The sequence below is a fragment of the Citrobacter sp. LUTT5 genome (genome assembly GCF_009905315.1).
Taxonomy (GTDB): Bacteria; Pseudomonadota; Gammaproteobacteria; order Enterobacterales; family Enterobacteriaceae; genus Citrobacter; species Citrobacter freundii.
Map to the genome: position 1 here is coordinate 4217017 of NZ_CP047606.1, position 25876 is coordinate 4242892.

A 25876-nucleotide genomic window follows, 5' to 3' on the forward strand; every position below is an offset into this window, starting at 1 on the left:
GGTTGTGAATCTGTAATAAGGGCGAAACGTGCGGTTTCAACTACCCTGAATCGTTTTTTTTCAGACTCACCACTGCGGTTGCTTACAAGATGGGGTCGTAACCCACGTCATCAAGGGGGGCATGAAAATTTTTTTTAGCCTTGTGGCAATAAAATCGCAGAAAAAAGGCTAAAAGATTAAAAAATGAATAGTCTCAAATCAAAATTAATTCACAAAACAGATAAATTCAGCACAGCCATTCACATAAAAATTGTAATAAAAAGAAAAGATTACAAGCATGAATCATGATTCTGACAGCGGTAAGATGGTCTGAAACGACACACTTTTACAGCCGTCAAAGAGAAATTCCATGAAATCCGTATTAACCCTTTCCGCCAGCCTGCTTATGGGCCTGCTGCTGAGCAGCGCCGCACACGCTAACGATCATAAAGTCCTCGGCGTGATCGCCATGCCCCGTAATGAAACCAACGATCTGACGCTGAAACTTCCCGTTTGCCGCGTGGTGAAACGCATTCAACTTACGGCCGATCATGGTGATTTACAGCTCAGTGGTGCATCGGTTTATTTCAAAGCTGCCCGCATGTCCAGCCAGAGTCTGAACGTGCCTTCCTCCATCAAAGAAGGGCAAACGACCAATTGGATCAACATCAATAGCGACAACGACAATAAGCGCTGCGTGAAAAAAATTACCTTCTCCGGCCATACGGTGAACTCTTCTGATATGGCGACGCTGAAAATCATCGGCGACGACTAATTCCCCATACTTTTATTCAAAAGCCATAGAAACATGAATGTCACCTATTTGAATGACGACGATCTCGATTTTCTTCAGCATTGCAGTGAGGAGCAGCTCGCCAATATTACCCGCCTGCTTACACATAATGAAAAGGGGAAAGCCCGTCTGTCGAGCGTTCTCAACCACAACGATTTATTTAAATCGATGGAAGGACATCCGGAACAGCACCGCCGCAACTGGCAACTGATTGCTGGCGAACTGCAGCATTATGGGGGCGACAGCATTGCCAATAAACTCCGTGGACATGGAAAACTGTATCGGGCGATTTTGCTGGACGTTTCGAAGCGTCTGAAGATTAAAGCTGATAAAGAGATGTCCACGTTCGAAATTGAACAGTCTCTGCTGGAGCACTTTTTACGCAACGCCTGGCAAAAAATGGATGCCGGACAAAAGCAGGAATTTCTGCAGGCTGTCGATGCAAAAGTTTCTGAACTGGAAGAACTGCTACCGTTATTATTGAAGGATCGTCACCTGGCAAAAGGCGTCTCTCACCTGCTCTCCGGCCAGTTAACCAAAATTCTGCGAACCCACGCCGCCGTCAGCGTAATCGGGCACGGATTACTGCGCGGAGCCGGACTTGGCGGCCCGGTAGGTGCGGCTTTAAACGGGGTTAAAGCGGTGAGCGGCAGCGCTTATCGGGTGACGATCCCGGCTGTACTCCACATTGCCTGCCTGCGCAGAATGTTCAACCACGCACAAGCGTGATGCCCATCACAGGGAAAATAATTCGTTTTCCCTTCGTTAGATCATAGACAGTGCCCTCTCCCCTGATTATTATGCCGCGCCCCGAAGACAGTGATCGTTATTTGGGGAAACTATTTCACCATTCAATCAATGATGATTTTGAGGAATTATGGGCAACACTAAGTTGGCTAATCCGGCACCGCTGGGCCTGATGGGCTTTGGCATGACCACCATTCTGCTTAACCTGCATAACGCGGGTTTCTTCGCTTTAGACGTTATTATTCTGGCGATGGGCATTTTCTACGGCGGTATCGCGCAAATTTTTGCCGGTCTTCTGGAATATAAAAAAGGCAACACCTTCGGTTTAACCGCCTTTACCTCCTACGGTTCGTTCTGGCTGACGCTGGTTGCGATTCTGCTGATGCCGAAAATGGGCCTCGCGGATGCAACCAATGGTCAGTTCCTGGGCGCTTACCTGGGTCTGTGGGGCGTGTTCACTCTGTTCATGTTCTTCGGTACGCTGAAAGCCGCGCGCATGCTGCAGTTCGTGTTCCTGAGCCTGACAGTGCTGTTCGCCCTGCTGGCCGTTGGCAACATTGCAGGTAACGAAGCAATCATTCACGTAGCGGGTTGGGTTGGCTTAGTGTGTGGTGCAAGCGCCATTTACCTGGCGATGGGTGAAGTGCTGAACGAACAGTTTGGCCGTACCATCCTGCCGATTGGTGAAGCGCACTAATCTGACAATATCCCCCCTGAAGGGGGGATATTCCTTACAAACGCTGTAACTCTCCCTGTACGCTCGTATCGCGATGATAAATATCCTGTCGCAGCCAAATCCCCAGACCTAACCCCACCAGCGATAACGCCAGCACATACCAGGCCGGAGCCATTGGCGACACGCCCATTAACATCGTCACGGCGATTGGCGTCAGACCACCAAAAATGGCATATGAGACGTTATAGGAAAAGGAAATACCGGTAAAACGGACTTCCGCCGGAAACGCCCGCACCATTACATAAGGCACTGCGCCGACCACGCCAACGCATAATCCCACCAGCCCGTATAACAGGAACAAGTGCTGAGGATGGCTGCCGGTCAGGTGATAGAAAAACCAGCTCGAACAGGCCAGCAGCAGGCTGCCGACAATAAAGGTTTTGCTGGCGCCGACCCGGTCGACAATAAATCCGGCCAGCAGACAGCCGACGCACAGCATAATGGTAGCGACACTGTTGGCCTGTAGCGTTAGCGCGGGTGCAAAGCCATACTGCTTCTGCAACCAGACTGGTGACATCAGGATCACCACCACAATCCCGGCCGATAACAACCAGGTCAGCAGCATTGAAATAACCACCGCTTTTTTATGCTTACTCACCACCGACTTCACCGGTAGCTCTTGCGCAAGTGCTTTACGCTGCTGCATTTCTAGGAAGATGGGCGTTTCCTGCAACCAGCGACGCAGGTACATCGCCACCAGCCCAAAAACGCCCCCCAACAGGAACGGGATACGCCAGCCGTAGTCATGCACCGCCTGTTGCGTCAGGTTGGTATTCACCAGCGTCGCAACCACCGATCCCAACAGAATCCCCACCGTCAGCCCGGCGGTCAGCGTGCCACAGGCAATGCCGATGCGGCGCTCCGGTACATGCTCCGCCACGAACACCCACGCGCCCGGCACTTCTCCACCGATGGCAGCGCCTTGCAAAATGCGCATCAGCAGTAACAACAGCGGTGCGAGGATCCCCATTGAGGCGTAGGTAGGCAAAAGACCAATCGCCAGCGTCGGTATCGCCATCAGCAAAATGCTCAGGGTGAACATTTTCTTACGCCCGACCAGATCGCCAAAGTGCGCCATGATGATGCCACCCAGCGGACGCGCCAGATATCCGGCGGCAAAAATGCCGAAGGTTTGCACCTGACGTAGCCACTCAGGAATGTCTGCCGGAAAGAAGAGTTCACCAACAACAGCGGCAAAGAAGACGAAGATAATGAAATCATAAAACTCAAGCGCGCCGCCGAGGGCAGCAAGCGTAAGAGTTTTATAATCCTGGCGATTCAGCGGTCGAGTGTGTTGTGACATAGCAAACCATCAGTCAGTGGAGTTATTGAATCTATCTGTCGATATATGTAAAGCAAAAATTACTATATCGTAAACAATTCAATACTCCACTGTGATTGGCACTTATGTCACGATCGGGCTACTTTCAGGCGTTTGTATCGCGAATTGCGCTTTTAGGACGAAAAGATGCTACAACAGCCGGTGCGGTTTCCACATACAGCCCATCCAGCAACTGTATACAATACGGTACACTTGCAAAAATACCCGGTACGATAACCTTACCGTCGGCATCTTTCACACCTTCCAGCGTTTCTTTGATCGATTTCGGCTGCCCAGGCAGATTCAGGATCAACGCCTGTTTGCGAATAACACCGACCTGGCGGGAGAGAATAGCCGTTGGCACAAAGTGCAGACTTATCTGGCGCATCTGTTCGCCAAAGCCTGGCATCTGGCGGTCAGCCACGGCAAGCGTAGCATCGGGGGTCACGTCGCGACGTGCCGGACCCGTTCCGCCGGTTGTCAGCACCAGATGACAGCTCATTTCATCAACCAGCTCGCATAAGGTCTGTTCGATGATCGCCTGTTCATCCGGGATCAGTCGCGTTTGCAGCTCAAAAGGGGTGGTAAGGGCAGATGCCAGCCACTCTTCAAGGGCCGGGATACCTTTATCCTGGTAAACGCCGCTGGAAGCACGGTCAGAAATGGAAACCAGGCCAATGCGTAAAGTATTCATGATTATTCCGTTTAAACAGTCTCGTTAAACAGAATGATACACTGCGAAAGGAAGGACAGACAGGTTTCAGAAGAGGTAGCGTGACCCATATCAGGGCCACGCGTTAATGATTACAGCAGATCGCCGATCATTTTTTCCAGTTTACCCTGGTCTACAGCAAACTTACGGATACCGTCCGCCAGTTTATCTACAGCCATCGGATCCTGGTTGTGCTGCCACAGGAACTCAGCTTCGGTGATGCGTGCAGGACGCGCTTTCACTTCGCCGGAGAAGGACAGTTTACGTTCGATAGCGCCTTCGCTTTCCGCCAGCTCTTTCAGCAGTGCCGGAGCAATCGTCAGACGATCGCAGCCTGCCAGCTCAATGATTTCGCCGATGTTACGGAAGCTCGCACCCATCACCACGGTTTCGTAACCGTGCTGTTTGTAGTACTCGTAGATTTCCGTTACGGAAACCACACCCGGATCTTCTGCCGGTGCATACTCTTTCTTGTCGGTGTTGGCTTTGTACCAGTCAAGAATACGACCAACGAACGGAGAAATCAGGTATACGCCAGCTTCTGCACATGCACGTGCCTGCGCGAAGGAGAACAGCAGAGTCAGGTTACAGTTAATGCCTTCTTTTTCCAGCTGCTCAGCGGCACGGATGCCCTGCCAGGTTGAAGCCAGTTTAATCAGAATGCGATCGTTGCTGATGCCAGCGTCGTTGTACATCTTGATCAGACGTTTTGCTTTCGCGATGGACGCGTCGGTGTCGTAAGACAGACGAGCGTCAACTTCAGTAGAGATACGACCCGGGACCAGTTTCAGGATCTCCAGACCGATATTTACTGCCAGTTTGTCGGTCGCGTCGACGATCTGCTGTGCGCGGTCGTTGCTCTGCTGCTTAGCCCAGGCTACAGCGTCATCAATCAGCTTGCGGTATTCTGGGATCTGCGCTGCGTTAAGAATGAGAGAAGGGTTAGTTGTGGCATCCTGAGGCTGATACAGCTTCATTGCCGCGATGTCTCCGGTGTCGGCCACTACTGTGGTGAACTGACGAAGGGAGGTCAATTTGTCCGTCATGATAGCGATTCTCTTTAAACAGCTTGTTAGGGGGATGTAACCGATCTTCCCTGATGATAGCACGACGCACTCTCAGCGCAACCGCCTGGATTGTCCGACCCGCTGCTCAGCCCTGATTACGCATCTCAAAGCCTGTGATGCGCAATTGCGGGATATAACGATTGTTATGATAAACTCCCGCAATCACTCTCATGACAAGGTATATACTGGTCGATTATTGGTAGCGCTTACACGGAAATCTTCGCGCTTACCGGCATCAACAAGAGGGATGTTAATGCCTGATTTTTTCTCATTTATTAATGAAATACTCTGGGGATCGGTGATGATCTACCTCCTGCTTGGCGCAGGATGTTGGTTCACCTGGCGTACAGGGTTCGTGCAGTTCCGCTACATTCGCCAGTTTGGCACAAGTCTTAAAAACAGCATTAGCCCGCAGCCGGGCGGTTTAACTTCCTTTCAGGCTCTGTGCACCAGCCTTGCCGCGCGTATCGGTAGCGGGAACCTGGCCGGCGTAGCGTTGGCGATCGCCGCTGGCGGCCCTGGAGCCATTTTCTGGATGTGGGTCTCAGCGGTCATTGGTATGGCAACGTCATTCGCCGAGTGCTCACTTGCCCAACTGTATAAAGAACCCGATAGCAAAGGACAGTTCCGCGGTGGTCCTGCGTGGTATATGGCACGTGGTCTGGGCATGCGCTGGATGGGCGTCCTTTTTGCCATCTTTTTACTGATTGCCTATGGACTGATTTTTAACAGCGTTCAGGCGAACTCGGTCTCTCGTGCGTTGACCTTTGCTTTTGACATCCCTCCCCTCTTCTCCGGTATCGCACTGGCAATAGTGTCATTACTGGTCATCGTCGGCGGTATTAAAGGCGTCGCACGCCTGATGCAATGGTTCGTTCCGATGATGGCACTGCTGTGGGTTGGAAGTAGCATCATCATCTGTCTGTGGCATATCGGGCAGCTTCCCGACATTATCGTCACCATTATAAAAAGCGCCTTTGGCTGGCAGGAAGCAGCAGCGGGTGCGGCCGGATATACGCTAAGCCAGGCTATTGCCAACGGTTTTCAGCGCGGCATGTTTTCTAACGAAGCCGGAATGGGATCTACGCCGAATGCAGCCGCATCGGCCGCCTCCTGGCCACCGCATCCTGCGGCACAAGGCATTGTGCAAATGATTGGGGTATTAGGCGACACTCTCGTGGTCTGTACGGCTAGCGCGATGATTATTCTGTTGGCAGGCAATGGCACCAGCTATGTGCCAATGGAAGGCATCCAGTTACTTCAAAAAGCAATGGTAACGCTGACGGGAGAATGGGGAGCCGGATTCGTGGCTTTTATTGTGATTCTCTTTGCCTTTAGCTCGATCGTCGCCAACTACATCTATGCTGAGAACAATCTCGTCTTTCTGAAACTGGACAATATGCGCGTCATCTGGCTATTGCGAATCGCTACCATTAGCACCATTATCGGCGGAACGTTTGTCAGCTTCCCGCTGGTCTGGCAGTTGGCCGATATCATTATGGCTTGTATGGCCATTACTAACCTGACAGCGATTCTGCTGCTTTCTCCGGTTGTCCATACCATCGCCAGCGACTATCTGCGCCAGCGTAAACTCGGGGTGCGCCCGGAATTCGATCCGCACCGTTATCCTGATATCAGACAACAGCTTGCCCCCGAAAGCTGGGATGAAACGCCGCGCGGATAGCGCGGCAATCACAACCATCGATCAAATCTGTCGTTTTTTTTGCTAAAGTCGCAGTAAATTTCCTGCAAGGACTGGATATGCTGATTCTGATTTCACCTGCAAAAACGCTCGACTACCAAAGTCCGCTGGCAACAACACGCCATACGCTACCCGAACTGCTGGATCACTCTCAGCAGCTTATCCATGTGGCGCGCCAGCTCTCTGCGCCGCAGATTGGCAAGCTGATGGGAATTAGCGACAAACTGGCGGATTTGAATGCCACGCGTTTCCATGACTGGCAGCCTGACTTCACGCCGGACAATGCGCGCCAGGCCATTCTGGCATTTAAGGGCGACGTGTATACCGGGCTGCAGGCTGAAACCTTCAGCGAGGCGGATTTCGACTTCGCTCAGCAGCATTTACGGATGTTGTCCGGACTGTACGGCGTTCTACGTCCACTGGATTTGATGCAGCCTTATCGTCTGGAGATGGGCATTCGTTTGGCCAATGCGAAGGGTAAAGATCTCTACCAGTTCTGGGGAGATATCATCACCGATAAACTTAATGAAGCACTTGAAGCACAAGGCGACAGCGTGGTGATTAATCTCGCTTCGGATGAGTATTTTAAATCCGTGAAGCCGAAAAAGCTCAATGCCGAGCTGATTAAACCAGTTTTCCTCGACGAGAAAAACGGCAAGTTCAAAGTCATCAGCTTTTATGCCAAGAAAGCGCGCGGCCTGATGAGCCGCTACATCATTGAGAACCGCTTAACGCAGCCGGAACAGCTGACCGCATTTAACAGCGAAGGCTATTTCTTTGATGAAGAAGCGTCAGGAAACGGCGAACTGGTGTTTAAACGCCACGAGCAATAATTTACATGCCGGATGACGGCTAACGCCTTATCCGGCCTACAGGTTTTGTAGGCCCGCTAAGCAAAGCGCCAGCGGGCACCACCGTTAACTGCGGGTCATCATCAGCTTACGCAGTTGCGCAAAATCAGCAGGCAGGTGATGAGAAAGCAGCGGCAAGTCCGCGCGTTCCGCCAGCTCTTTTGGCAACGCCAACGTCAGATCAAGAATCTCTTCAACGCTTTCTTTAAACTTCGCCGGATGCGCAGTACCAAGGAACAGGCCGTACTCGCCAGGGTTCAGTTGGTCACGCAGCGCACGGTAAGCCACCGCCGCATGCGGTTCTGAGGTGTAGCCTATCTCATGTAACTCACGCATGGTGTCCTGAGTCGTGGCATCATCAACGGCGGCATAACCCAGCTCATTCAGACGCCAGATTTTACGGCGGAACAGTTCTTCCACGCGCGGCCAGTTGTTCGGCTGGCTGACATCCATCGCATTCGATAACGTCGCCTGAGTCGCTTTCGGCGCCCACTCACCTTCAGCAAGGAAACGCGGAACCGTATCGTTAACGTTAGTCGCGGCGATAAAACGCTTCACCGGCAAGCCCAGTGATTTCGCCAGCAGCCCGGCGGTCAGATCGCCAAAGTTACCGCTGGGAACAGAAATCACCAGCTGATTCCGCGCCTCTTGCGGTAGCTGAGCCACAGCCTCAAAGTAGTAACAGATTTGCGCCAGCAGACGGCTGATGTTAATTGAATTAGCCGAGTTCAGTCCCAGAGCCACCTTCAGCTCTTCGTCATCAAACGCCTGTTTCACCAGCGCCTGGCAGGCATCAAAATCGCCATCAATCGCTACAGTTTCAATGTTACCGCCCAGCGTACAGAACAGTTTTTCCTGTAATGGGCTGATCTTGCCGTTCGGGTAGAGGATCACCACGCGCACATTTTTCAGGCCATAAAAGGCATGTGCAACCGCCGCGCCAGTATCACCTGAGGTCGCCGTCAGAATGGTTACCGGCTTGTCGCCGCTGATGTGCGTCAGCATTTGCGCCATAAAGCGCCCGCCAAAGTCTTTAAATGCAAGCGTAGGGCCGTGGAACAGTTCCAGACAGCCGACATCTGCGGCAACCTGAGCAACCGGTGCCGGAAAAGCAAATGCAGCACGCACGCGTTTTTCCAGAATTTCCTGAGGGATCTCATCACCAATAAATGCGGACAGGATCTTCGCGCTGCGGCTAACGAAGTCCTGGTTCAGCATCTCATCCACTTCTGTCAGATTGAATTCCGGTAGATCGTGCGGAAAAAACAATCCCTGATTCTTGCCAAGCCCTTGCGTGACGGCCTGCGCAAAGCTGACCTGCTCGTTATGATCTTTCAGATTATACAGTTTCATTGATTATCCCAGTACCCGTGCGCCCGCCGTGTCCAGCCGGCAAATATGAACAAAGCCTTCCTGATTTTGCAGGTAATTTTTACTCAGCCAATCTGCTACGCGCTGCGCCGTATCCGGCTTATCGCACAAGGCGAACAGCGTCGGCCCTGACCCGGAGATCCCGCTGGCCAGCGCGCCAATTTCTGTTACCGCCTGACGCGCCTGACTAAAGCCTGGTAGCAAGCGGGTACGATACGGCTCAGCAATGACGTCCTTCATCAGCTTCGCGGCAAGCCCAGGCTGACGGGAATAGCAGGCATGGATAAATCCAGCCAGATGTCGCCCGTGGGCGATACAGTCCTGACGGCGATACTGCGCAGGTAGAATCGCCCGCGCTTCTGCCGTCGACACTTTAATCCCCGGATACGCCAGTACCCATAGCCACTCATCAAAGCCTGGCACCTGCTGGCTGATAATGCCGTTTTCTTCGATCATTAACTGCATGCCGCCCAAAAAGCACGGGGCAACATTATCGTAATGAATACTGCCGGAGATACGCCCTTCCAGCTCGCCCATTATCGCCAACAGGCGCGTATCGTTGAGCGGCTTACCGCAGTGTTCGTTCATAGCGACTAACGCCGCCACGACGGAACAGGCGCTGGAGCCTAACCCGGAGCCAATCGGCATATTTTTTTCCAGCGTCATCGCCACCGGAACCGTTTTACCCAGCTCCTGGCAGAATCGCTCCCAACACTGATAGACAATATTTTCGCGCGGCTCTGACGGCAGCTTGTTGGCAAAGCGCCCAAGGTTGTTCAGGCTGAACTGATCAGCCGCCTCAACGGACACCACATCGCCCAACAGCGAACCGTCCACCGGAGTTACTGCCGCACCAAGCACATCAAACCCGACGCTCATATTGGCACTAGAAGCCGGGGCATAAACTCTCACCATGTCAGACTCCTAACTTCCATGAAAGGGTGCGTAGCAGGTCGGCAAAGACGCCCGCTGCCGTCACGTCGTTACCCGCGCCATATCCGCGCAGAACCAATGGTAACGGCTGATAGTAGTGGCTATAGAATGCCAGCGCGTTCTCACCGTTTTTCACTTTAAACAGCGGATCGTTGCCGTCTACTGCATCAATTTTCACGCGACAAACGCCGTCCTCTTCGATATTGCCAACATAACGCAATATTTTTCCCTCATCACGGGCTTTCGCCACGCGCGCGGCAAAGACGTCATCCAGCTGTGGCAATTTCGCCATAAACGCGGATACATCACCGGAATCATCAAACTCTTTTGGCAGAACTGGCTCAATGACCACGTCTGAAAGCTCCAGCTCACGACCTGTCTCACGGGCGAGGATCAGCAGCTTACGTGCCACATCCATGCCGGAAAGATCGTCACGCGGATCGGGCTCGGTATAGCCCATCTCACGCGCCATGGTGGTGGCTTGCGAGAAGCTCATGCCTTCATCCAGCTTGCCGAAAATAAACGACAGCGAGCCGGAAAGAATACCGGAGAAACGCTGCAATTCATCACCTGCGCTGAGCAGGTTTTGCAGGTTTTCAATTACCGGCAAGCCTGCGCCCACGTTGGTGTCGTAGAGGAATTTACGCCGGGACTTCGCGGCGGCAAAACGCAGCTGATGGTAGTAATCCATCGACGAGGTGTTGGCCTTTTTGTTCGGCGTAACCACATGGAAGCCTTCGCGCAGGAAATCAGCATACTGATCCGCCACCGCCTGGCTTGACGTACAGTCGACAATCACCGGATTAAGCAGATGATATTCTTTCACCAGGCGAATTAAGCGCCCAAGGTTGAATGGCTCTTTCGCGCTTTCCAGCTCCGCCTGCCAGTTTTCCAGATTCAAACCATGGACGTTGGTCAGCAGAGCCTTCGAATTCGCCACGCCGCACACGCGCAGATCGATATGCTTCTTTTTGAGCCAGGTTTGCTGACGTTTAAGCTGCTCCAGTAGCGCACCGCCCACCCCGCCTACGCCAATCACAAACACTTCAATCACCTGGTCGGTGTTGAACAGCATTTGATGGGTCACGCGAACGCCGGTGGTCGCGTCGTCGTTGTTCACCACCACTGAAATAGAACGCTCAGACGAACCCTGGGCGATCGCCACGATATTGATGTTCGCGCGAGCCAATGCGGCAAAGAATTTCGCCGAAATGCCACGCAGAGTACGCATACCATCGCCAACAACAGAGATGATAGCCAGACGCTCAGTCACCGCCAGCGGCTCCAGCAGGCCTTCTTTCAGTTCGAGGTAGAATTCATCCTGCATGGCGCGTTGCGCACGCGCGCAGTCGCCCTGCGGGACGCAGAAGCTGATGCTGTATTCGGAAGAGGATTGGGTGATCAGCACTACCGAAATGCCCGCACGCGACATTGCGGCAAAAACGCGTGCCGCCATACCCACCATGCCTTTCATTCCTGGGCCGGAAACGCTAAACATCGCCATGTTATTGAGATTAGAAATACCTTTTACCGGCAAATCGTCGTCATCACTGCTGGCGCCAATCAACGTGCCAGGCGCTTGTGGATTGCCGGTATTTTTAATCAGGCAAGGGATCTGGAACTGGGCAATAGGGGTAATGGTGCGCGGGTGCAGCACTTTGGCGCCGAAGTAAGAAAGCTCCATCGCTTCCTGATAAGACATCGACTTCAGCAGTCGGGCGTCGGGTACCTGACGCGGATCGCAAGTATATACGCCGTCAACATCGGTCCAGATCTCACAACAATCCGCGCGCAAACAGGCGGCCAGTACGGCGGCAGAGTAGTCGGAGCCATTACGCCCCAGCACCACTAACTCACCTTTCTCATTCCCGGCGGTAAATCCGGCCATCAAAATCATGTGGTCCGCAGGAATACGGCTGGCGGCAATGCGGCGCGTAGATTCGGCGATATCAACGGTAGATTCGAGGTAATGGCCGACTGCCAGCAATTTCTCCACCGGATCGATGACCGTCACGTTGTGCCCGCGCGCTTCCAGCAGGCCTGCCATGATGGCGATCGACATTTTTTCGCCACGGCAGATAAGCGCGGCATTGATGCTGTCCGGGCACTGTCCCAACAGGCTGATGCCATGCAGGACGTGTTTAATCTGGGCAAACTCTTGTTCAACAAAGGCTTTGAGCGGGGCCAACGGAAAACCCGGCTGCGCGGCGGCCAAACCCACCAATAGCTCAGAGAAAATACGTTCGGCGTCGCTGATATTGGCTAAAGCATCCTGACCACCGATGGTCTTCTCAATCATCGCCACCAGATGGTTGGTAATTTTTGCGGGGGCAGAGAGCACGGTCGCGACCTGCCCCTGTCTGGCATTGCTTTCCAGAATATCGGCAACCCGCAGAAAGCGCTCTGCATTTGCCACTGATGTACCGCCGAACTTCAACACTCGCATGGTTTACCTCATTGCCTTTGGTCGAAAAAAAAGCCCGCACTGTTTAGGTGCGGGCTTTTTCTTGTGTTTCCTGTACGCGTCAGCCCGCACCGTTACCTGTGGTAATGGTGATGGTTGTGGTAATAGTGATGCTGATGCGTTTCATGATGTTGTGTGCTCTGTAATTATTATCTGTCTGTCTTGTATTCTTTTAGGGTTAAAGTATCTGCTGACCTAAGTCAATAAATTTTTAAATTGATCACATTCCGAAACTTGTTCATGAGCGACTGCTTGCCCTTTTACTTTCAACCAATACAGCATGTCTCGCCCACTTGAAACCAGAGCAAAACACTGCACAACAAACATTGATCAAAACTTTATTTTGTTAGATTTTTTTCTATATCATGTAAAAAACGGTGCAACATTGCCGTGTCTCGCTGCTCTAACAGACCCATTCGCTGTTGCAGCCAGTCCGTCAACTTAATGTCGTCAGAAACGTTCAGCGTGGCTAATAAACGCAAAACACGTTCGCGCAATGCCTGTAGCTGATGCTCATCCGTCATCTCAATGTTTCTGGCCGGTTGTTGTATTAAACCTGCTAATTGATAGCAATACACCATCACCGCCTGCCCCAAATTGAGTGATGGATAGTCAGCCACCATCGGTACCCCGGTGAGGACATCCGCCAGAGCCAATTCTTCGTTGGTCAGCCCCGAATCTTCACGACCAAAAACCAGCGCGGCGTGATCCATCCACGTTGATTTTTCCTGCAACAGGGGAACCAGTTCGACCGGCGTAGCGTAATAATGAAACTTCGCGCGGCTGCGCGCCGTGGTCGCGACGGTAAAATCCACGTCGTGAAGCGCCTCGGCTAACGTTGGAAAAACGTTAATATTATCAATAATATCACCCGACCCATGCGCAACCCATCGCGTGGCAGGTTCCAGGTGGGCCTCGCTGTCAACGATCCGCAACTGAGTGAATCCCATGGTCTTCATCGCACGGGCTGCCGCACCAATATTTTCCGCTCTGGCGGGGGCAACCAGAATAATTGTTAAACGCATTTCGATACTCTTTTGGCCTGTGTGCAGGTAATAATGTGACGTGCATCAACATATTACGCAGCGCGAATTTACATATTTTTAACAGAAATCACTGAAAAAGCATTTCGCATCCGGTAAAAAATGCTAAACTATTTCCAGACTGAACTATTGCCCTTTATGTTAACAAAAGTTGCATATCCTTCTGTTTATCCATGATAATTTAATTTAAAATGGATCGCATTGGTTGGATTCATTACATTTATTAATTAGCGCGTGCAACTAGTTGTAATATTGCAATATTGTGATGAAAGCAAACATTTGGATACGTTGATTTCATCAAACTGTTAACGTGCTACAATTGAACTTGATATATGTCAACGAAGCGTAGTTTTATTGGGTGTCCGGCATGTCTTAGCCTGTTATGTTGCTGTTAAAATGGTTAGGATGACAGCCGTTTTTGACACTGTCGGGTCCAGAGGGAAACTACCCACGACCAAGCTAATGATGTTGTTGACGTTGATGGAAAGTGCATCAAGAACGCAATTACGTACTTTAGTCATGTTACGCCGATCATGTTAATTTACGGCATGCATCAGGCAGGTCAGGGACTTTTGTACTTCCTGTTTCGATTTAGTTGGCAATTTAGGTAGCAAACATGCAGACCCCGCACATTCTTATCGTTGAAGACGAGTTAGTAACACGCAACACGTTGAAAAGCATTTTCGAAGCAGAAGGCTATGATGTATTCGAAGCGACAGATGGCGCGGAAATGCATCAGATTCTCTCTGAATATGACATCAACCTTGTGATTATGGATATCAATCTGCCTGGGAAAAATGGCCTCCTGTTAGCGCGCGAACTCCGCGAACAAGCTAACGTTGCGCTGATGTTCCTGACGGGCCGTGATAACGAAGTCGATAAAATTCTCGGCCTCGAAATCGGCGCAGACGATTACATCACCAAGCCGTTTAACCCGCGCGAACTGACTATCCGTGCTCGTAACCTGCTGTCGCGTACCATGAACCTGGGTACCGTCAGCGAAGAACGCCGTAGCGTCGAGAGCTACAAGTTCAATGGCTGGGAGCTGGACATCAACAGCCGCTCTCTGATTGGTCCTGATGGCGAGCAGTATAAACTGCCACGCAGCGAATTCCGCGCCATGCTTCACTTCTGTGAGAATCCGGGCAAAATCCAGTCTCGCGCAGAACTGCTGAAAAAAATGACCGGTCGCGAACTGAAGCCGCATGACCGTACCGTTGACGTGACTATCCGCCGCATTCGTAAACATTTCGAATCAACGCCGGATACGCCAGAAATTATCGCCACCATTCACGGTGAAGGCTACCGTTTCTGCGGCGACCTGCAGGATTAATTCGATCCTCACAGGTAAAAAAACGGCGCAATATGCGCCGTTTTTCATTTCACCACAGCCCTATTTCCATAAGCGAAACTCGTCACTCTGCGCAGGCTGAGACTCCGGAATTTCTGTCGGCTTTGGTTTTGGCTGTGCCAGCGAGTGCCAGTCAAGATGACGCGTCAGGAACATCACGCCACACAACGCGACCAACAGCACGCCGGTTCCCAGCAGTAAAGAGCTGTCCTGTGAACGGAGCAACACCCACATCACACCATCCAGCCCCAGCAGCGCTACGGTGAACAAAATACTCTTAAGCCAACCCTGTAATATCGCCTGCAGATACACACCGTTCATCAACGCCCCCACCAGACTCGCCGTAATCCACGCGGCGGTAAAACCAATATGTTCTGACAACGCCAGCAGCAACAGATAAAACATCACCAGCGATAATCCCACCAGCAGGTACTGCATCGGGTGCAGTCGAAGGCTGGTCATGCTTTCAAGAACAAAGAAAGACATAAAGGTCAGCACAATCAGCAAAATGGCATATTTTGTCGCCCTGTCCGTCAGTTGGTATTGATCCGCAGGCGTGGCGACAGCGACGCTAAATGCAGGCATTCCCTCCCAGCCAATCTTTTCGCCATCAAAGCGTTCGCCGAGGTTATTGGCAAACCAACTGCTTTGCCACTGGGCATTGAATCCAGACTTACTGATTTCGCGCTTAGCCGGAAGAAAATCCCCAAGAAAGTTGGGATGCGACCAATTGCTGGTTAAGGTCATTTCACTGTTACGGCCAACCGGAACAACGGAGAAATCTCCTGTTCCGCTCAAATTCAGCGACAGCGTCATGCTCAGGTTTTGCTCCGCCCAGCTCGCGTCGGGTAACGGAATGTGGATCCCCTGCGCACGTCCATCCAACCCCGTCCCCGGCTCAACCGCCAGCGACGTTCCATTGACCTGCGGCGCTTGCACCACACCAATCCCGCGCGCATCCCCCACGCCAACCACGATAAATGGTTTGCCGACGCTGACGTTGGGATGGTTTAAATCACGCAAACGTTCAGCGTTAAACTCGGCCTTCACCGAGATATCGTTGTGCCAGACCTGGCCCTCATAAATACCGATTTTACGCGCTTCAACGTTCTGACTCCCCTCAACCACCAACGACTCCGGCAGCCAGAAATGGATATAGCTTCGCTTACGCTGGATCTCTTTGCCATCCTCCAGCGAGGTATAAAGCTCTGTCACCGGAATGGCTATCAACGGGCCGACCATCTTTTGCGGTCCGCTGGTGCTCTGGCGGATTGCATCTTCAACGTCATTGCGATAATCCGATCGCTCTACGATTATCTGCCTGACCATTGTCAGGGGAATTAACAGCAGCAGCATGGCGCCACCCAGAGTGACGATTTTCCAGAACAGGGGTGATTTCAACATAGCGTTCTCCTTTGCAATATCAGCAAGGTAGAACAGCTATGTGCGGAGAATTTGAAGTTATGTGAAGTGACGGTGAAGCGTAAACGAAGCTTGTGCACCGCCCTCTGGTCGGTTAGATAATGTCACCGCGCCTTCATGCAGTCGTGCAACTTCACTGACAAACGCCAGCCCCAAACCGCTGCTCTTGTGTCCATTCTCGCGGGGCAGCGAGTAGAAGCGCTCAAAAATACGCGGCAACGCAAAGTCAGGGATCCCGCTACCGCTGTCGGTAACCTGCAACGTGACCCGATCCTCGTGCTGATGTGCACTCAGCACAATCGTCCCGTCCTGTGGCGTAAAGTCGATAGCGTTGTCGAGTAAATTCCCCAATGCCTGCTCCAGTAACGCGGGATCGGCTGCGACGCTAAGCGATGAAGGCAGAATGGTCAGCGTGATGTTTTTTGCCGCCAGCTGCACGCTACGCGCCTCTTTAAGCTGAGCAAACAGCGCATCTACCGCCACTGGCGTCAACGTAATGTCCTGCCGATTCTCCAGTCGCGCCTGACGTAACAAGGTTTCAACCAGCGCCTGCATGCGCGCATTTTGCGTCAGAATATTATCGGTAAAGCGCGCTACCACGTTTGGCGGCGGACCTTCGCGCAGTATCTCTGCCGCGCCACGAATGGCCGCCAGCGGGCTTTTCAGCTCATGCGTTAACGCGTAGACATACTGCTCAATGTAGTTCTTGCCTTCGAGCTTCAGACGCATACTTTCCAGCGCCTGCGCCAGTTTGCGTAACTCGCTACTGCCTAAATCAGGCAGTGGGACGGGGCGATTCTCAGTAACGGAATCGGCATAACGCGCCAGCCGGGCAATGGAGCGGTTTATCCACCATACCATCCCGAAGCCAATCACCAGGGCAATACCCAGCAATACGGCGCTGGCCCACAGCATTCGCCGTTCACTGCGTTTAATCACCGGCGCCATCGCTGCATTTGGTTTGCCGACACTGAGCACACCGATAATACGACCACCGTCTACAATCGGCGCGGCAACGTACATCACCGAGCTTTCCGGATCATCCGGGTTTTGCGGCGTACTACGAGCGCCATACTGCCCACGTAACGTTAACCACACGTCGTTCCAGCGGGAGTAGTCCTGACCGACGGCCTGGTTAGCTGAATCAAACACCACCTTGCCCTGCGCGTCCGTCATGTAGACATGGTATTCATTACGTACTTTGTTAATGCCGCTGATATTGGCGCGGAATGGGCGGTTATGCAGTTGCGAAAAGGCCTGCGCCAGCTTGCCGGTGGCGGGGGTGTCAGAGAGTAAGTCATCACGCGCCAGCGCAGCCAGCAGCGTGGCGGTATCAATCAATGAGCCTTCAGTCGCTCGACGGACGCCTGGCTTAATTTCCTGCACAAAGATCGACAGAACGAACCAGGCAGCGACGGCAACAATCAGAAAATAGCCGAGCAGCAAACGCATGCCAATGCGCATCAGACGCTCCTCAGGCTGTATCCCATACCGCGATGCGTATTGATGGGGGAAAGCTCGGGGTTGATGGCCCGCAGCTTGGCGCGCAGCGTTTTGATGTGGGTATCGACCGTTCTGTCAAAGGTATCCTGCGCATCGGCCCAGACTAAATCCATCAGTTGTTGGCGGGAGTAAATACGTCCCGGCGACATCAGCAGTGTTTTCAGCAGCAGGAATTCATAACGCGTCAGGTTCAACGGCATGCCGAACCAGGTAATCTGCGCGGCCAGCTCATTAAGTTCAAAATCCCCACAGCGCGTTGTCAATGAAGGCGTGGAGAATTTTTGCACCCGCCGCAGCAGCGTACGCACACGAGCGCACACTTCACGCGGCGAGAAAGGCTTGGCAACATAGTCATCCGCGCCAATTTCCAGCCCCAACAGGCGATCCACTTCATCGCTGCGTGCGGTCAGAAACAGGATCGGCAACGCCGGGTGGCGTTCAAGTAAACGTCGGCACAGTTCAAAACCGCTTATATCCGGTAGCCCGACATCCAGAATGATGGCATCAGGGCATTGCTGGCGAGACTTCTCCAGCACGGGAAATCCGCGCTCAAACGCCTCTACGCTAAACCCCTCTTGCTGCAGCATGTAGATAAGCGTATCAGCGATTCCCTGCTCATCCTCAACCAACCAAATCAACGGCTGTTGCATTGTGCTTCCTTGTTATTGCCGCCACGGCATGATGGGTACCGCGCTAATGGCATTTTTGGGCGATCCATCGACGACTTTATCTGAATAAGCCAGATAGGCCAGCGCATTACGTTTCGCATCGTAAAAACGCACGACCTGTAAAGATTTAAACACCAGCGAGGTACGTTTTTTAAATACCACTTCGCCCTGAGCTTTACCGTTCTTGATTCTGTCGCTCAGTTCTACCGGCCCAACCTGCTGGCAGGAAATGGCGGCATCGGAGGTATCTTCCGCCAGCCCCAGACCACCTTTGATGCCGCCAGTCTTCGCCCGACTCACGTAGCAGGTCACGTTGGTAACATCCGGATCGTCAAACGCTTCGACCACAATTTTATGATCCGGGCCGAACATTTTGAACACCGTATCGACAGATCCAATCTGCTCCGCATGGGCAACCTGCGCCAACATCAGCAGAATTGAGGAAATGACTAAGCTCTTATATTTCATATTGTTACCATTTTTAAAAGTTACTCTGTGCAATTATTCGACATTCTAAGATAAAACGTATACAGATCACAGGATTACAATAATCACGCTTTCGTATGTCCGAAAAAAGCATTTATGAGCAAAAAAAACACTGAATGCTAAAACAGCAAAAAATGCTATTATCCTCATACCTGACGTCAGGTACTCGTTGTTGAAAGGATGAGGATATTTTATGGATCAGGCTGGCATTATTCGCGACCTATTAATCTGGCTGGAAGGTCATCTGGATCAGCCTTTGTCGCTTGACAATGTGGCGGCAAAAGCGGGCTATTCCAAGTGGCACCTGCAGAGAATGTTTAAGGACGTGACGGGCCATGCTATTGGCGCCTATATCCGCGCCCGTCGTTTATCGAAATCTGCAGTGGCGCTGCGCCTGACTGCGCGCCCAATTTTGGATATTGCGCTGCAATATCGCTTCGACTCTCAACAAACCTTTACTCGCGCGTTCAAGAAACAGTTTTCCCAAACGCCTGCGCTGTATCGTCGCTCCCCGGAATGGAGTGCGTTTGGTATTCGCCCGCCAATGCGCCTGGGTGAATTTGCGATGCCTGCGCACGAGTTTGTCACCCTGGAAGATACGCAACTACTCGGCACCACGCAAAGCTATTCCTGCTCGCTGGAACAGATTTCAGATTTCCGTCATGAAATGCGTATTCAGTTCTGGCGCGACTTCCTCAGTCAGGCTCCTGCGATCCCACCGGTGCTGTACGGACTTAACGAAACGCGTCCGAGCATTGAAAAAGATGACGAGCAGGAAGTGTTTTACACCACTGCACTGACGCCGGAACAGGCCAATGGCTATGTGCCGTCGGCGCAGCCTATCCTGTTACAGGGTGGCGAGTACGTGATGTTTACCTACGAAGGGCTGGGAACCGGCGTGCAAGAGTTTATCCTGACGGTTTACGGCACATGCATGCCAATGCTGAACCTGACGCGCCGTAAAGGACAGGATATCGAGCGATATTACCCGGCAGAAGATGCCAAAGCGGGAGATCGCCCGATCAACCTGCGCTGCGAATTCCTGATTCCGATTCGCCGCTAGCGCTGTAGTTCATCCAACGCAGGGGCGTCCAGATGTGAGATGTCCCCTGCCGTTTCAACGACCCATCCCGGCGCCAGCCATAAGCTTTCCTGGTAATCAACGCGAGAAATAGAACAGTTGCGCAGACGCAAGCGACGTTCAGCCCATGCCGGTAATCCAAGAATTGTACTCACCAGGCAACCCAGCGCGATACCGTGACTGACCAGCAGCGGGCGACTTCCCGGCGGCAATTCCAGACAGGATGCCAGCGCTGCGTTGATGCGATCGCTCAATTCCTGCATCGATTCCCCTTCCGGGATACGACCATCCACCGTACCGTTCACCAACTGGCGACGCCAGCCCTCTTCCTCCGGCGTCAGCGTATCGATGTGACGTTTTTCCAGCACACCCATATTTAGCTCGCGCAGACGGGAGTCATAGGTGATATCACAGCCACAGGCCTGGGCGATGATTTCTGCGGTGCGTCGTGTACGACCAAGATCGCTACTGATGACATGCGTAATACCAAACGAGCGAGCGCGTTCACCCACCTGCATGGCTTGCTGTTCACCTTTAGCGGTTAGTGGGCTGTCTGACTGGCCTTGAATACGTCGCTCGGCGTTCCACTGCGTTTCGCCATGGCGAACAAGGTATACCTGTAACATGCTTTTTTTCCGTTATATACTCGTCATACTTTGAGTAGACTCTGCGATGAATTTTCAAACTGAGCTTAATTATGCACAAGGTTATCTCTGCGACCACCAATCCTGCCAAAATTCAGGCAATTCTGCGGGCATTTGAAGAGATCTTCGGGGAAGGATCCTGCCATATAGAACCCGTCGCCGTCGAGAGTGGCGTGCCGGAACAACCTTTCGGAAACCAGGAAACGCGCACTGGCGCACGAAATCGCGTTGATAACGCTCGCCGCCAGCACCCGCAGGCTGATTTCTGGGTCGCCATTGAAGCAGGAATTGACGACGATGCCACCTTCAGTTGGGTGGTGATTGATAACGGCCACCGGCGCGGTGAAGCCCGTTCAGCCACGCTGCCATTGCCTACTGTCATTCTCGACAGAGTCCGCAAAGGTGAAGCACTCGGCCCGGTGATGTCGGACTATACAGGTATTGATGAGATTGGCCGTAAAGAGGGCGCAATCGGCGTCTTTACCGCGGGTAAGCTGACGCGCTCGAGCGTGTACCATCAGGCGGTGATTCTGGCGCTCAGCCCGTTTCATAACGCGGTGTATTTATAGCATTGTGCCGGATGTTCAATCGTAGGCCGGATAAGGCAAAGCCACATCCGGCGAATCAATTTTTCCCGAGCAACACCTGTTCCAGCCACTGACGCAGATCCACCGGCGCGGATTTGAGGCTGTTCGACCCTCGCGTAATAGTAGCAATCCCCGCCCCGAGCTCGTTTTTAAGCTCACGCTGGCTCATCTCACCGCGCAGCAGCTCTTCAATGATACGCACACGCGTGCCCAACGCTTCACGCTCATCCGGCGTTAACATCAAATTGAGCAGTGGCAGGTGTAAATCTTGTTCGTAGGCGTGTTTAAGCAGATCGACAAAACGTAACCACTCCTGGTGACGTTGTTCTGCCATCTCTGCTGAATAGGGTGATTGCTGAGTCATAAGATATCGCCATCGTTGCGGGGGAAGCGTGCTTGCCTCCCCCTTTTGTACTCTTTAACGAGTACGATAGCATAACACAATCGACACGATCAGTAACGACGTTGCCATTCTGCGTCGCTCATCAACTCCGGTTTATCACCGAGGAAATAGCGATAGTACGCATCGTAAGCCAGCACGTTCTTCACATAACCACGCGTCTCTGAGAATGGAATGCTCTCGACAAACGCGACGGCATCAATGCGGCCAGCGCTATTGCCAAGCCAGGTGCGAACGCGTCCCGGACCGGCGTTATAGGCTGCTGACGCAAAGATGCGGTTATTGCCAAATTGCTGATACACGTACTGCAAATAGCTGGTTCCGATGTTGATGTTGGTATCAGGATCCAATAGCTGGCTCGGACTGCTGTAACCTGGAATCGAGAACATTTTCACCGTATGCGTCGCCGTACCCGGCATAATCTGCATCAGCCCGCTTGCGCCAACCGGTGATTTCACTTTCGGGTTCCAGGCGCTTTCCTGACGCGCTATCGCCATCGCATAGCTTGGCTGAATATCCTTGCCGCTGGTGTAACGGGTAAAAAGATCTTTATAGGCCAATGGGAAGCGCTCTTCCAGATGATCCCACAGCTTTCCGGCGATCGTCGCCTGAACGCTTAGATCCCACCAGTGATTGTTGAACGCGTAACGCGCCAACTGAGCCTGCTCGGACTTGGTACGGCTGGAGACCAGATTAGCCCATTCACTGCGCGCAGTATTATCCATGTTCCAGTACATTAGCTCGCGTACGCGTGCCATTTCCGGGCCCTGAGTCAGCGCAGAATCAACGTTCGCTGGTGCTTTATCCACTTTCAGCTCGTACTCTTCGCCCAGGCGCTGCGCCGCCACCATCGGATAGAAACCGCGCTGCTGCATGAGTTGGTGCAGGATCTCTTTGGCTTCCGCATCGCGTCCGCGCTCCAGCAGCAGATCCGCTTGCCAGTAGCGCCACTCATCTTTTTCTTTGGCTTCCATTGGCAGACGCGCCAGCCAGGTATTCAGGCCACGACGATCGCCGGTTCCCAGCGCCATGCGCACCCGGCGCTCCACAAGCGAGGTGGAGTTGGAGCGCATAATCGCATCATCACGCCATTTGGCCTGCTCGTCGGTAACGTCATTGCCCATCAGACGCCAGGCGACAATGTCACGCAGCTCCTGGGTTTGCTCGTCATTCAACTGTTGCGCCTGCACCAGGGAAGGGATCATCAGGCGGGCATTCTCCACATCCTGACGCGCCACGCTGGCAAAGGCGACCGCCGCCATCTGTCGGGTGAAATCCGTTGCGCCGGTGGTGCGAGCAAAGGTCATTACCGAATTCGGATCGTTGGCCAGCGCGATGATCGCTGAAGCAATGGTTTGGTATTGCGCGGGCATCTGTCCGGCCAACGCCGTGACCAGTCCGGTATTCCCGGCTTTCATCGCCAGACGAATACGTTCCAGATACGCCAGCGGATCCTGAGTGCCTGAGGCACGCCATACGCCGAATAATTTGTCACAGGCGTTCGGCTGACTTTTTCCGCTCAGCCATAGTTCTTTCGCCCCCTGCCAGGCTTCTTCAGTTTGCCCGGTACTCCATTTCGCGAAGTAATAGTTACATTGCGCTTCGGTGGTGCCCGGTTTTTCCGGACTGAACGCCAGCAGCCCACGCCAGTCTTCGCGGCGCGCCAGTTCATTCACGAAACGAGATTGCAGAGTACGCGCCGGGGGCAGCGTCGGGTTGGCGCGCACAAAATTGGTGACGGTAATGGTGGGCTGATTCATCAGATCGTCAGTGATCTGGCGATATTCCAGATAAGGATACAGAGGATAGTTCTTCAGGCCAGGCATCATCTGCTCTACGACATCCATCTGTCGGTTATCCCAAGCCTGCTTAATTTGCGCATAGCGATTGCGCTGCTCATCCAGGGAATCCGCTCGCGCTACTTGACTGACCGTCAGCAGACATACGCTGGCAGCCAGCAGGCGCCAGGTAAATTGTTTGGCTTTGTCCACAAGCTCTTCCTCTTCTCATGTTACGTCTGTGCAGCATCATGCCGCTTAATTCATTCATGCTAACCAGACATTGCAGAATGCGCCACGTCACGGACACTTTTTTACTTTTGTTGCGAGTGGGATCTGCTGGCTGGGATTGGACAATGAAAAAGGCTACACTTCGCCTTTGATAACTATTTACCAATAATTAGCCCTAAATAATTCAAGTTGCAGCAAGGCGGCGAGGAAGTGAATCCCCTGAGCGTACAAAAGTACGTGACTGGGGTGAACGACACAGCCAACGCATCTGCGGCTTGAAGTATGACGGGATAAACATAGAGGCGAGTCCAACGTGGCCCAATTCGTTTATACCATGCATCGTGTCGGCAAGGTCGTTCCGCCGAAACGTCATATTCTTAAAAACATCTCACTGAGCTTCTTCCCTGGCGCCAAAATCGGTGTTCTCGGTCTGAACGGCGCGGGTAAATCTACCCTGCTGCGCATCATGGCTGGCATTGATACCGAAATTGAAGGTGAAGCTCGCCCGCAGCCAGGCATTAAAATCGGTTACCTGCCGCAGGAACCAAAACTGAACCCGGAACATACCGTTCGTGAATCCGTGGAAGAAGCGGTTGCCGAAGTGGTTAACGCCCTGAAAGGTCTGGATGAAGTGTACGCCAAGTACGCCGAACCGGACGCCGACTTCGATAAGCTGGCCGCGCAACAGGGCAAGTTTGAAGAGATCATTCAGGCGCACGACGGTCATAACCTGAACGTGCAGCTTGAGCGTGCCGCTGACGCTCTGCGTCTGCCGGACTGGGATGCCAAAATTGAAAATCTTTCCGGTGGTGAACGCCGCCGCGTCGCGCTGTGCCGCCTGCTGCTGGAAAAACCAGACATGCTGCTGCTCGACGAACCGACTAACCACCTGGACGCCGAATCCGTCGCGTGGCTGGAACGCTTCCTGCACGACTTCGAAGGCACCGTGGTGGCGATTACCCACGACCGTTACTTCCTCGACAACGTTGCCGGCTGGATCCTGGAGCTGGACCGTGGTGAAGGTATTCCATGGGAAGGTAACTACTCTTCCTGGCTGGAGCAGAAAGATCAGCGTCTGGCCCAGGAAGCCTCTCAGGAAGCCGCTCGTCGTAAATCTATCGAGAAAGAGCTGGAGTGGGTGCGTCAGGGCGCGAAAGGCCGTCAGTCTAAGGGCAAAGCCCGTCTGGCACGCTTTGAAGAACTGAACAACACTGAATACCAGAAACGTAACGAAACCAACGAACTGTTTATCCCACCTGGACCACGTCTGGGCGATAAAGTCGTTGAAGTCACTAATCTGCGTAAATCTTACGGCGATCGCGTGCTGATCGACGATCTGAGCTTCTCTGTACCGAAAGGCGCTATCGTCGGCATCATCGGTCCGAACGGCGCGGGTAAATCAACCCTGTTCCGTATGATGTCCGGTCAGGAACAGCCTGACAGCGGCACCATCACGCTGGGCGAAACCGTCAAGCTGGCCTCCGTTGACCAGTTCCGTGACGCAATGGATAACAGCAAAACCGTGTGGGAAGAAGTTTCCGGCGGGCTGGATATCATGAAGATCGGCAACACCGAAATGCCAAGCCGTGCCTATGTGGGCCGCTTCAACTTCAAAGGTGTGGATCAGGGTAAACGCGTCGGCGAGCTGTCCGGCGGTGAGCGTGGTCGTCTGCACCTGGCGAAGCTGCTGCAGGTTGGCGGCAACATGCTGCTGCTCGATGAACCAACCAACGACCTGGATATCGAAACCCTGCGCGCGCTGGAAAACGCCCTGCTGGAGTTCCCGGGTTGCGCGATGGTTATCTCGCACGACCGTTGGTTCCTTGACCGTATCGCGACCCACATTCTGGATTACCAGGATGAGGGTAAGGTTGAGTTCTTCGAAGGTAACTTTACCGAATACGAAGAGTACAAGAAACGCACGCTGGGCGCCGATGCGCTGGAGCCGAAGCGTATTAAGTACAAGCGTATTTCTAAGTAATTAGCGTTAAGCGCCGGATGGCGGC

The 25876-nt window shown here is 52.8% G+C and carries 25 protein-coding genes and 1 other annotated feature; of the genes, 9 read left to right on the forward strand and 16 right to left on the reverse strand.

Features of this window, described 5'->3' with window-relative positions:
• Positions 1–349: 349 nt before the first annotated feature.
• The 3 genes from GUC46_RS20225 (at position 350) to satP (ending at position 2216) form a co-directional block, all read left to right on the forward strand.
• Positions 350–754: a DUF2541 family protein gene (locus GUC46_RS20225; protein WP_003018965.1), complete on the forward strand. Its 405-nt coding sequence runs from the start codon at positions 350–352 to the stop codon at positions 752–754.
• Positions 755–787: 33 nt separating this feature from the next.
• Positions 788–1501, forward strand: a complete 714-nt coding sequence (msyB, locus tag GUC46_RS20230; RefSeq protein ID WP_003837316.1) for an acidic protein MsyB — start codon at positions 788–790, stop codon at positions 1499–1501.
• 148 nt (positions 1502–1649) lie between these two features.
• The gene (gene satP / locus GUC46_RS20235; protein WP_003018969.1) at positions 1650–2216 is read left to right on the forward strand and encodes an acetate uptake transporter; all 567 of its coding nucleotides are present in this window, start codon (positions 1650–1652) and stop codon (positions 2214–2216) included.
• A 34-nt stretch (positions 2217–2250) separates the two neighbouring features.
• Here satP and GUC46_RS20240 read toward each other — a convergent pair whose 3' ends face one another.
• From GUC46_RS20240 to tal, 3 genes are all read right to left on the reverse strand, one after another.
• A complete protein-coding gene (locus GUC46_RS20240) occupies positions 2251–3558 on the reverse strand; it encodes an MFS transporter (RefSeq protein WP_003018971.1) in 1308 nt (435 codons plus the stop codon).
• A 124-nt stretch (positions 3559–3682) separates the two neighbouring features.
• Positions 3683–4270: a molybdopterin adenylyltransferase gene (gene mog, locus GUC46_RS20245; protein ID WP_160180652.1), complete on the reverse strand. Its 588-nt coding sequence runs from the start codon at positions 4268–4270 to the stop codon at positions 3683–3685.
• Between the two features lie 110 nt (positions 4271–4380).
• Entirely contained in the window at positions 4381–5334 is a 954-nt protein-coding gene (gene tal, locus GUC46_RS20250) for a transaldolase (protein WP_003018974.1), read from the reverse strand.
• A gap of 274 nt (positions 5335–5608) precedes the next feature.
• Here tal and GUC46_RS20255 point away from each other — a divergent pair, with 274 nt between their 5' ends.
• Entirely contained in the window at positions 5609–7039 is a 1431-nt protein-coding gene (locus GUC46_RS20255; protein ID WP_160180654.1) for a sodium:alanine symporter family protein, read from the forward strand.
• A 77-nt stretch (positions 7040–7116) separates the two neighbouring features.
• Positions 7117–7890, forward strand: coding sequence for a peroxide stress protein YaaA (yaaA, locus tag GUC46_RS20260; RefSeq protein ID WP_003018978.1), 774 nt, complete (start codon positions 7117–7119; stop codon positions 7888–7890).
• Between the two features lie 84 nt (positions 7891–7974).
• Here yaaA and thrC read toward each other — a convergent pair whose 3' ends face one another.
• From thrC to yjjY, 6 genes are all read right to left on the reverse strand, one after another.
• On the reverse strand, positions 7975–9261 hold the full coding sequence (thrC, locus tag GUC46_RS20265; RefSeq protein WP_003018980.1) for a threonine synthase: 1287 nt from the start codon (positions 9259–9261) through the stop codon (positions 7975–7977).
• A gap of 3 nt (positions 9262–9264) precedes the next feature.
• On the reverse strand, positions 9265–10194 hold the full coding sequence (thrB, locus tag GUC46_RS20270; RefSeq protein WP_003018982.1) for a homoserine kinase: 930 nt from the start codon (positions 10192–10194) through the stop codon (positions 9265–9267).
• Between the two features lies 1 nt (position 10195).
• On the reverse strand, positions 10196–12658 hold the full coding sequence (gene thrA / locus GUC46_RS20275; protein ID WP_130715188.1) for a bifunctional aspartate kinase/homoserine dehydrogenase I: 2463 nt from the start codon (positions 12656–12658) through the stop codon (positions 10196–10198).
• 23 nt (positions 12659–12681) lie between these two features.
• Positions 12682–12808 (reverse strand) — a sequence feature (Thr leader region).
• The gene (gene thrL, locus GUC46_RS20280; RefSeq protein ID WP_032337689.1) at positions 12738–12803 is read right to left on the reverse strand and encodes a thr operon leader peptide; all 66 of its coding nucleotides are present in this window, start codon (positions 12801–12803) and stop codon (positions 12738–12740) included. Its footprint overlaps the feature before it by 66 nt.
• 206 nt (positions 12809–13014) lie before the next feature.
• On the reverse strand, positions 13015–13701 hold the full coding sequence (locus GUC46_RS20285) for a tRNA/rRNA methyltransferase (protein WP_003018988.1): 687 nt from the start codon (positions 13699–13701) through the stop codon (positions 13015–13017).
• A 398-nt stretch (positions 13702–14099) separates the two neighbouring features.
• Entirely contained in the window at positions 14100–14240 is a 141-nt protein-coding gene (gene yjjY, locus GUC46_RS20290; RefSeq protein WP_042998021.1) for a protein YjjY, read from the reverse strand.
• 95 nt (positions 14241–14335) lie between these two features.
• Between yjjY and arcA the strand changes: the two genes are divergently transcribed.
• Positions 14336–15052: a two-component system response regulator ArcA gene (arcA, locus tag GUC46_RS20295; RefSeq protein ID WP_001194359.1), complete on the forward strand. Its 717-nt coding sequence runs from the start codon at positions 14336–14338 to the stop codon at positions 15050–15052.
• A 60-nt stretch (positions 15053–15112) separates the two neighbouring features.
• Here arcA and creD read toward each other — a convergent pair whose 3' ends face one another.
• The 4 genes from creD to creA are packed head-to-tail and all read right to left on the reverse strand — an operon-like array spanning position 15113 to position 19131.
• Positions 15113–16474 (reverse strand): cell envelope integrity protein CreD, encoded by a 1362-nt coding sequence (gene creD, locus GUC46_RS20300; protein WP_032937489.1) that lies wholly within the window; start codon positions 16472–16474, stop codon positions 15113–15115.
• Between the two features lie 57 nt (positions 16475–16531).
• Positions 16532–17956, reverse strand: a complete 1425-nt coding sequence (gene creC / locus GUC46_RS20305) for a two-component system sensor histidine kinase CreC (protein WP_130715190.1) — start codon at positions 17954–17956, stop codon at positions 16532–16534.
• On the reverse strand, positions 17956–18645 hold the full coding sequence (gene creB, locus GUC46_RS20310; RefSeq protein WP_044713001.1) for a two-component system response regulator CreB: 690 nt from the start codon (positions 18643–18645) through the stop codon (positions 17956–17958). Before creB ends, creC begins: the two co-directional genes overlap by 1 nt.
• Positions 18646–18657: 12 nt before the next feature.
• On the reverse strand, positions 18658–19131 hold the full coding sequence (gene creA, locus GUC46_RS20315) for a protein CreA (protein WP_003018998.1): 474 nt from the start codon (positions 19129–19131) through the stop codon (positions 18658–18660).
• A gap of 211 nt (positions 19132–19342) precedes the next feature.
• Here creA and robA point away from each other — a divergent pair, with 211 nt between their 5' ends.
• Entirely contained in the window at positions 19343–20212 is an 870-nt protein-coding gene (gene robA / locus GUC46_RS20320; RefSeq protein ID WP_003837295.1) for an MDR efflux pump AcrAB transcriptional activator RobA, read from the forward strand.
• On the opposite strand, the gene gpmB is transcribed toward robA, so the two are convergent.
• On the reverse strand, positions 20209–20856 hold the full coding sequence (gpmB, locus tag GUC46_RS20325) for a 2,3-diphosphoglycerate-dependent phosphoglycerate mutase GpmB (protein ID WP_061549252.1): 648 nt from the start codon (positions 20854–20856) through the stop codon (positions 20209–20211). The genes robA and gpmB overlap by 4 nt on opposite strands.
• Before the next feature lie 71 nt (positions 20857–20927).
• Between gpmB and yjjX the strand changes: the two genes are divergently transcribed.
• Positions 20928–21443, forward strand: coding sequence for an inosine/xanthosine triphosphatase (gene yjjX, locus GUC46_RS20330; protein WP_016149519.1), 516 nt, complete (start codon positions 20928–20930; stop codon positions 21441–21443).
• A 55-nt stretch (positions 21444–21498) separates the two neighbouring features.
• Here yjjX and trpR read toward each other — a convergent pair whose 3' ends face one another.
• Together trpR and sltY are read right to left on the reverse strand one after the other, a co-directional pair.
• The gene (gene trpR, locus GUC46_RS20335) at positions 21499–21825 is read right to left on the reverse strand and encodes a trp operon repressor (protein WP_003837292.1); all 327 of its coding nucleotides are present in this window, start codon (positions 21823–21825) and stop codon (positions 21499–21501) included.
• 89 nt (positions 21826–21914) lie between these two features.
• Complete coding sequence (gene sltY / locus GUC46_RS20340) at positions 21915–23852, reverse strand: murein transglycosylase (protein WP_003845632.1); 1938 nt, start codon at positions 23850–23852, stop codon at positions 21915–21917.
• 331 nt (positions 23853–24183) lie between these two features.
• On the opposite strand from sltY, the gene ettA reads away from it, so the two are divergent.
• A complete protein-coding gene (ettA, locus tag GUC46_RS20345) occupies positions 24184–25851 on the forward strand; it encodes an energy-dependent translational throttle protein EttA (RefSeq protein ID WP_003845630.1) in 1668 nt (555 codons plus the stop codon).
• Positions 25852–25876 lie beyond the last annotated feature (25 nt).

What these genes read in the sequence shown, in the direction of transcription:
- trpR (WP_003837292.1), bottom strand. Translation starts at nt 21,825, where the DNA reads ATGACTCAGCAATCACCCTATTCAGCAGAGATGGCAGAACAACGTCAC.
- tal (WP_003018974.1), bottom strand. Translation starts at nt 5,334, where the DNA reads ATGACGGACAAATTGACCTCCCTTCGTCAGTTCACCACAGTAGTGGCC.
- mog (WP_160180652.1), bottom strand. Translation starts at nt 4,270, where the DNA reads ATGAATACTTTACGCATTGGCCTGGTTTCCATTTCTGACCGTGCTTCC.
- creB (WP_044713001.1), bottom strand. Translation starts at nt 18,645, where the DNA reads ATGCAACAGCCGTTGATTTGGTTGGTTGAGGATGAGCAGGGAATCGCT.
- yjjX (WP_016149519.1), top strand. Translation starts at nt 20,928, where the DNA reads ATGCACAAGGTTATCTCTGCGACCACCAATCCTGCCAAAATTCAGGCA.
- satP (WP_003018969.1), top strand. Translation starts at nt 1,650, where the DNA reads ATGGGCAACACTAAGTTGGCTAATCCGGCACCGCTGGGCCTGATGGGC.
- yaaA (WP_003018978.1), top strand. Translation starts at nt 7,117, where the DNA reads ATGCTGATTCTGATTTCACCTGCAAAAACGCTCGACTACCAAAGTCCG.
- thrA (WP_130715188.1), bottom strand. Translation starts at nt 12,658, where the DNA reads ATGCGAGTGTTGAAGTTCGGCGGTACATCAGTGGCAAATGCAGAGCGC.
- yjjY (WP_042998021.1), bottom strand. Translation starts at nt 14,240, where the DNA reads ATGACTAAAGTACGTAATTGCGTTCTTGATGCACTTTCCATCAACGTC.
- GUC46_RS20255 (WP_160180654.1), top strand. Translation starts at nt 5,609, where the DNA reads ATGCCTGATTTTTTCTCATTTATTAATGAAATACTCTGGGGATCGGTG.
- creD (WP_032937489.1), bottom strand. Translation starts at nt 16,474, where the DNA reads ATGTTGAAATCACCCCTGTTCTGGAAAATCGTCACTCTGGGTGGCGCC.
- arcA (WP_001194359.1), top strand. Translation starts at nt 14,336, where the DNA reads ATGCAGACCCCGCACATTCTTATCGTTGAAGACGAGTTAGTAACACGC.
- creA (WP_003018998.1), bottom strand. Translation starts at nt 19,131, where the DNA reads ATGAAATATAAGAGCTTAGTCATTTCCTCAATTCTGCTGATGTTGGCG.
- robA (WP_003837295.1), top strand. Translation starts at nt 19,343, where the DNA reads ATGGATCAGGCTGGCATTATTCGCGACCTATTAATCTGGCTGGAAGGT.
- thrC (WP_003018980.1), bottom strand. Translation starts at nt 9,261, where the DNA reads ATGAAACTGTATAATCTGAAAGATCATAACGAGCAGGTCAGCTTTGCG.
- creC (WP_130715190.1), bottom strand. Translation starts at nt 17,956, where the DNA reads ATGCGCATTGGCATGCGTTTGCTGCTCGGCTATTTTCTGATTGTTGCC.
- gpmB (WP_061549252.1), bottom strand. Translation starts at nt 20,856, where the DNA reads ATGTTACAGGTATACCTTGTTCGCCATGGCGAAACGCAGTGGAACGCC.
- GUC46_RS20240 (WP_003018971.1), bottom strand. Translation starts at nt 3,558, where the DNA reads ATGTCACAACACACTCGACCGCTGAATCGCCAGGATTATAAAACTCTT.
- GUC46_RS20285 (WP_003018988.1), bottom strand. Translation starts at nt 13,701, where the DNA reads ATGCGTTTAACAATTATTCTGGTTGCCCCCGCCAGAGCGGAAAATATT.
- GUC46_RS20225 (WP_003018965.1), top strand. Translation starts at nt 350, where the DNA reads ATGAAATCCGTATTAACCCTTTCCGCCAGCCTGCTTATGGGCCTGCTG.
- msyB (WP_003837316.1), top strand. Translation starts at nt 788, where the DNA reads ATGAATGTCACCTATTTGAATGACGACGATCTCGATTTTCTTCAGCAT.
- thrB (WP_003018982.1), bottom strand. Translation starts at nt 10,194, where the DNA reads ATGGTGAGAGTTTATGCCCCGGCTTCTAGTGCCAATATGAGCGTCGGG.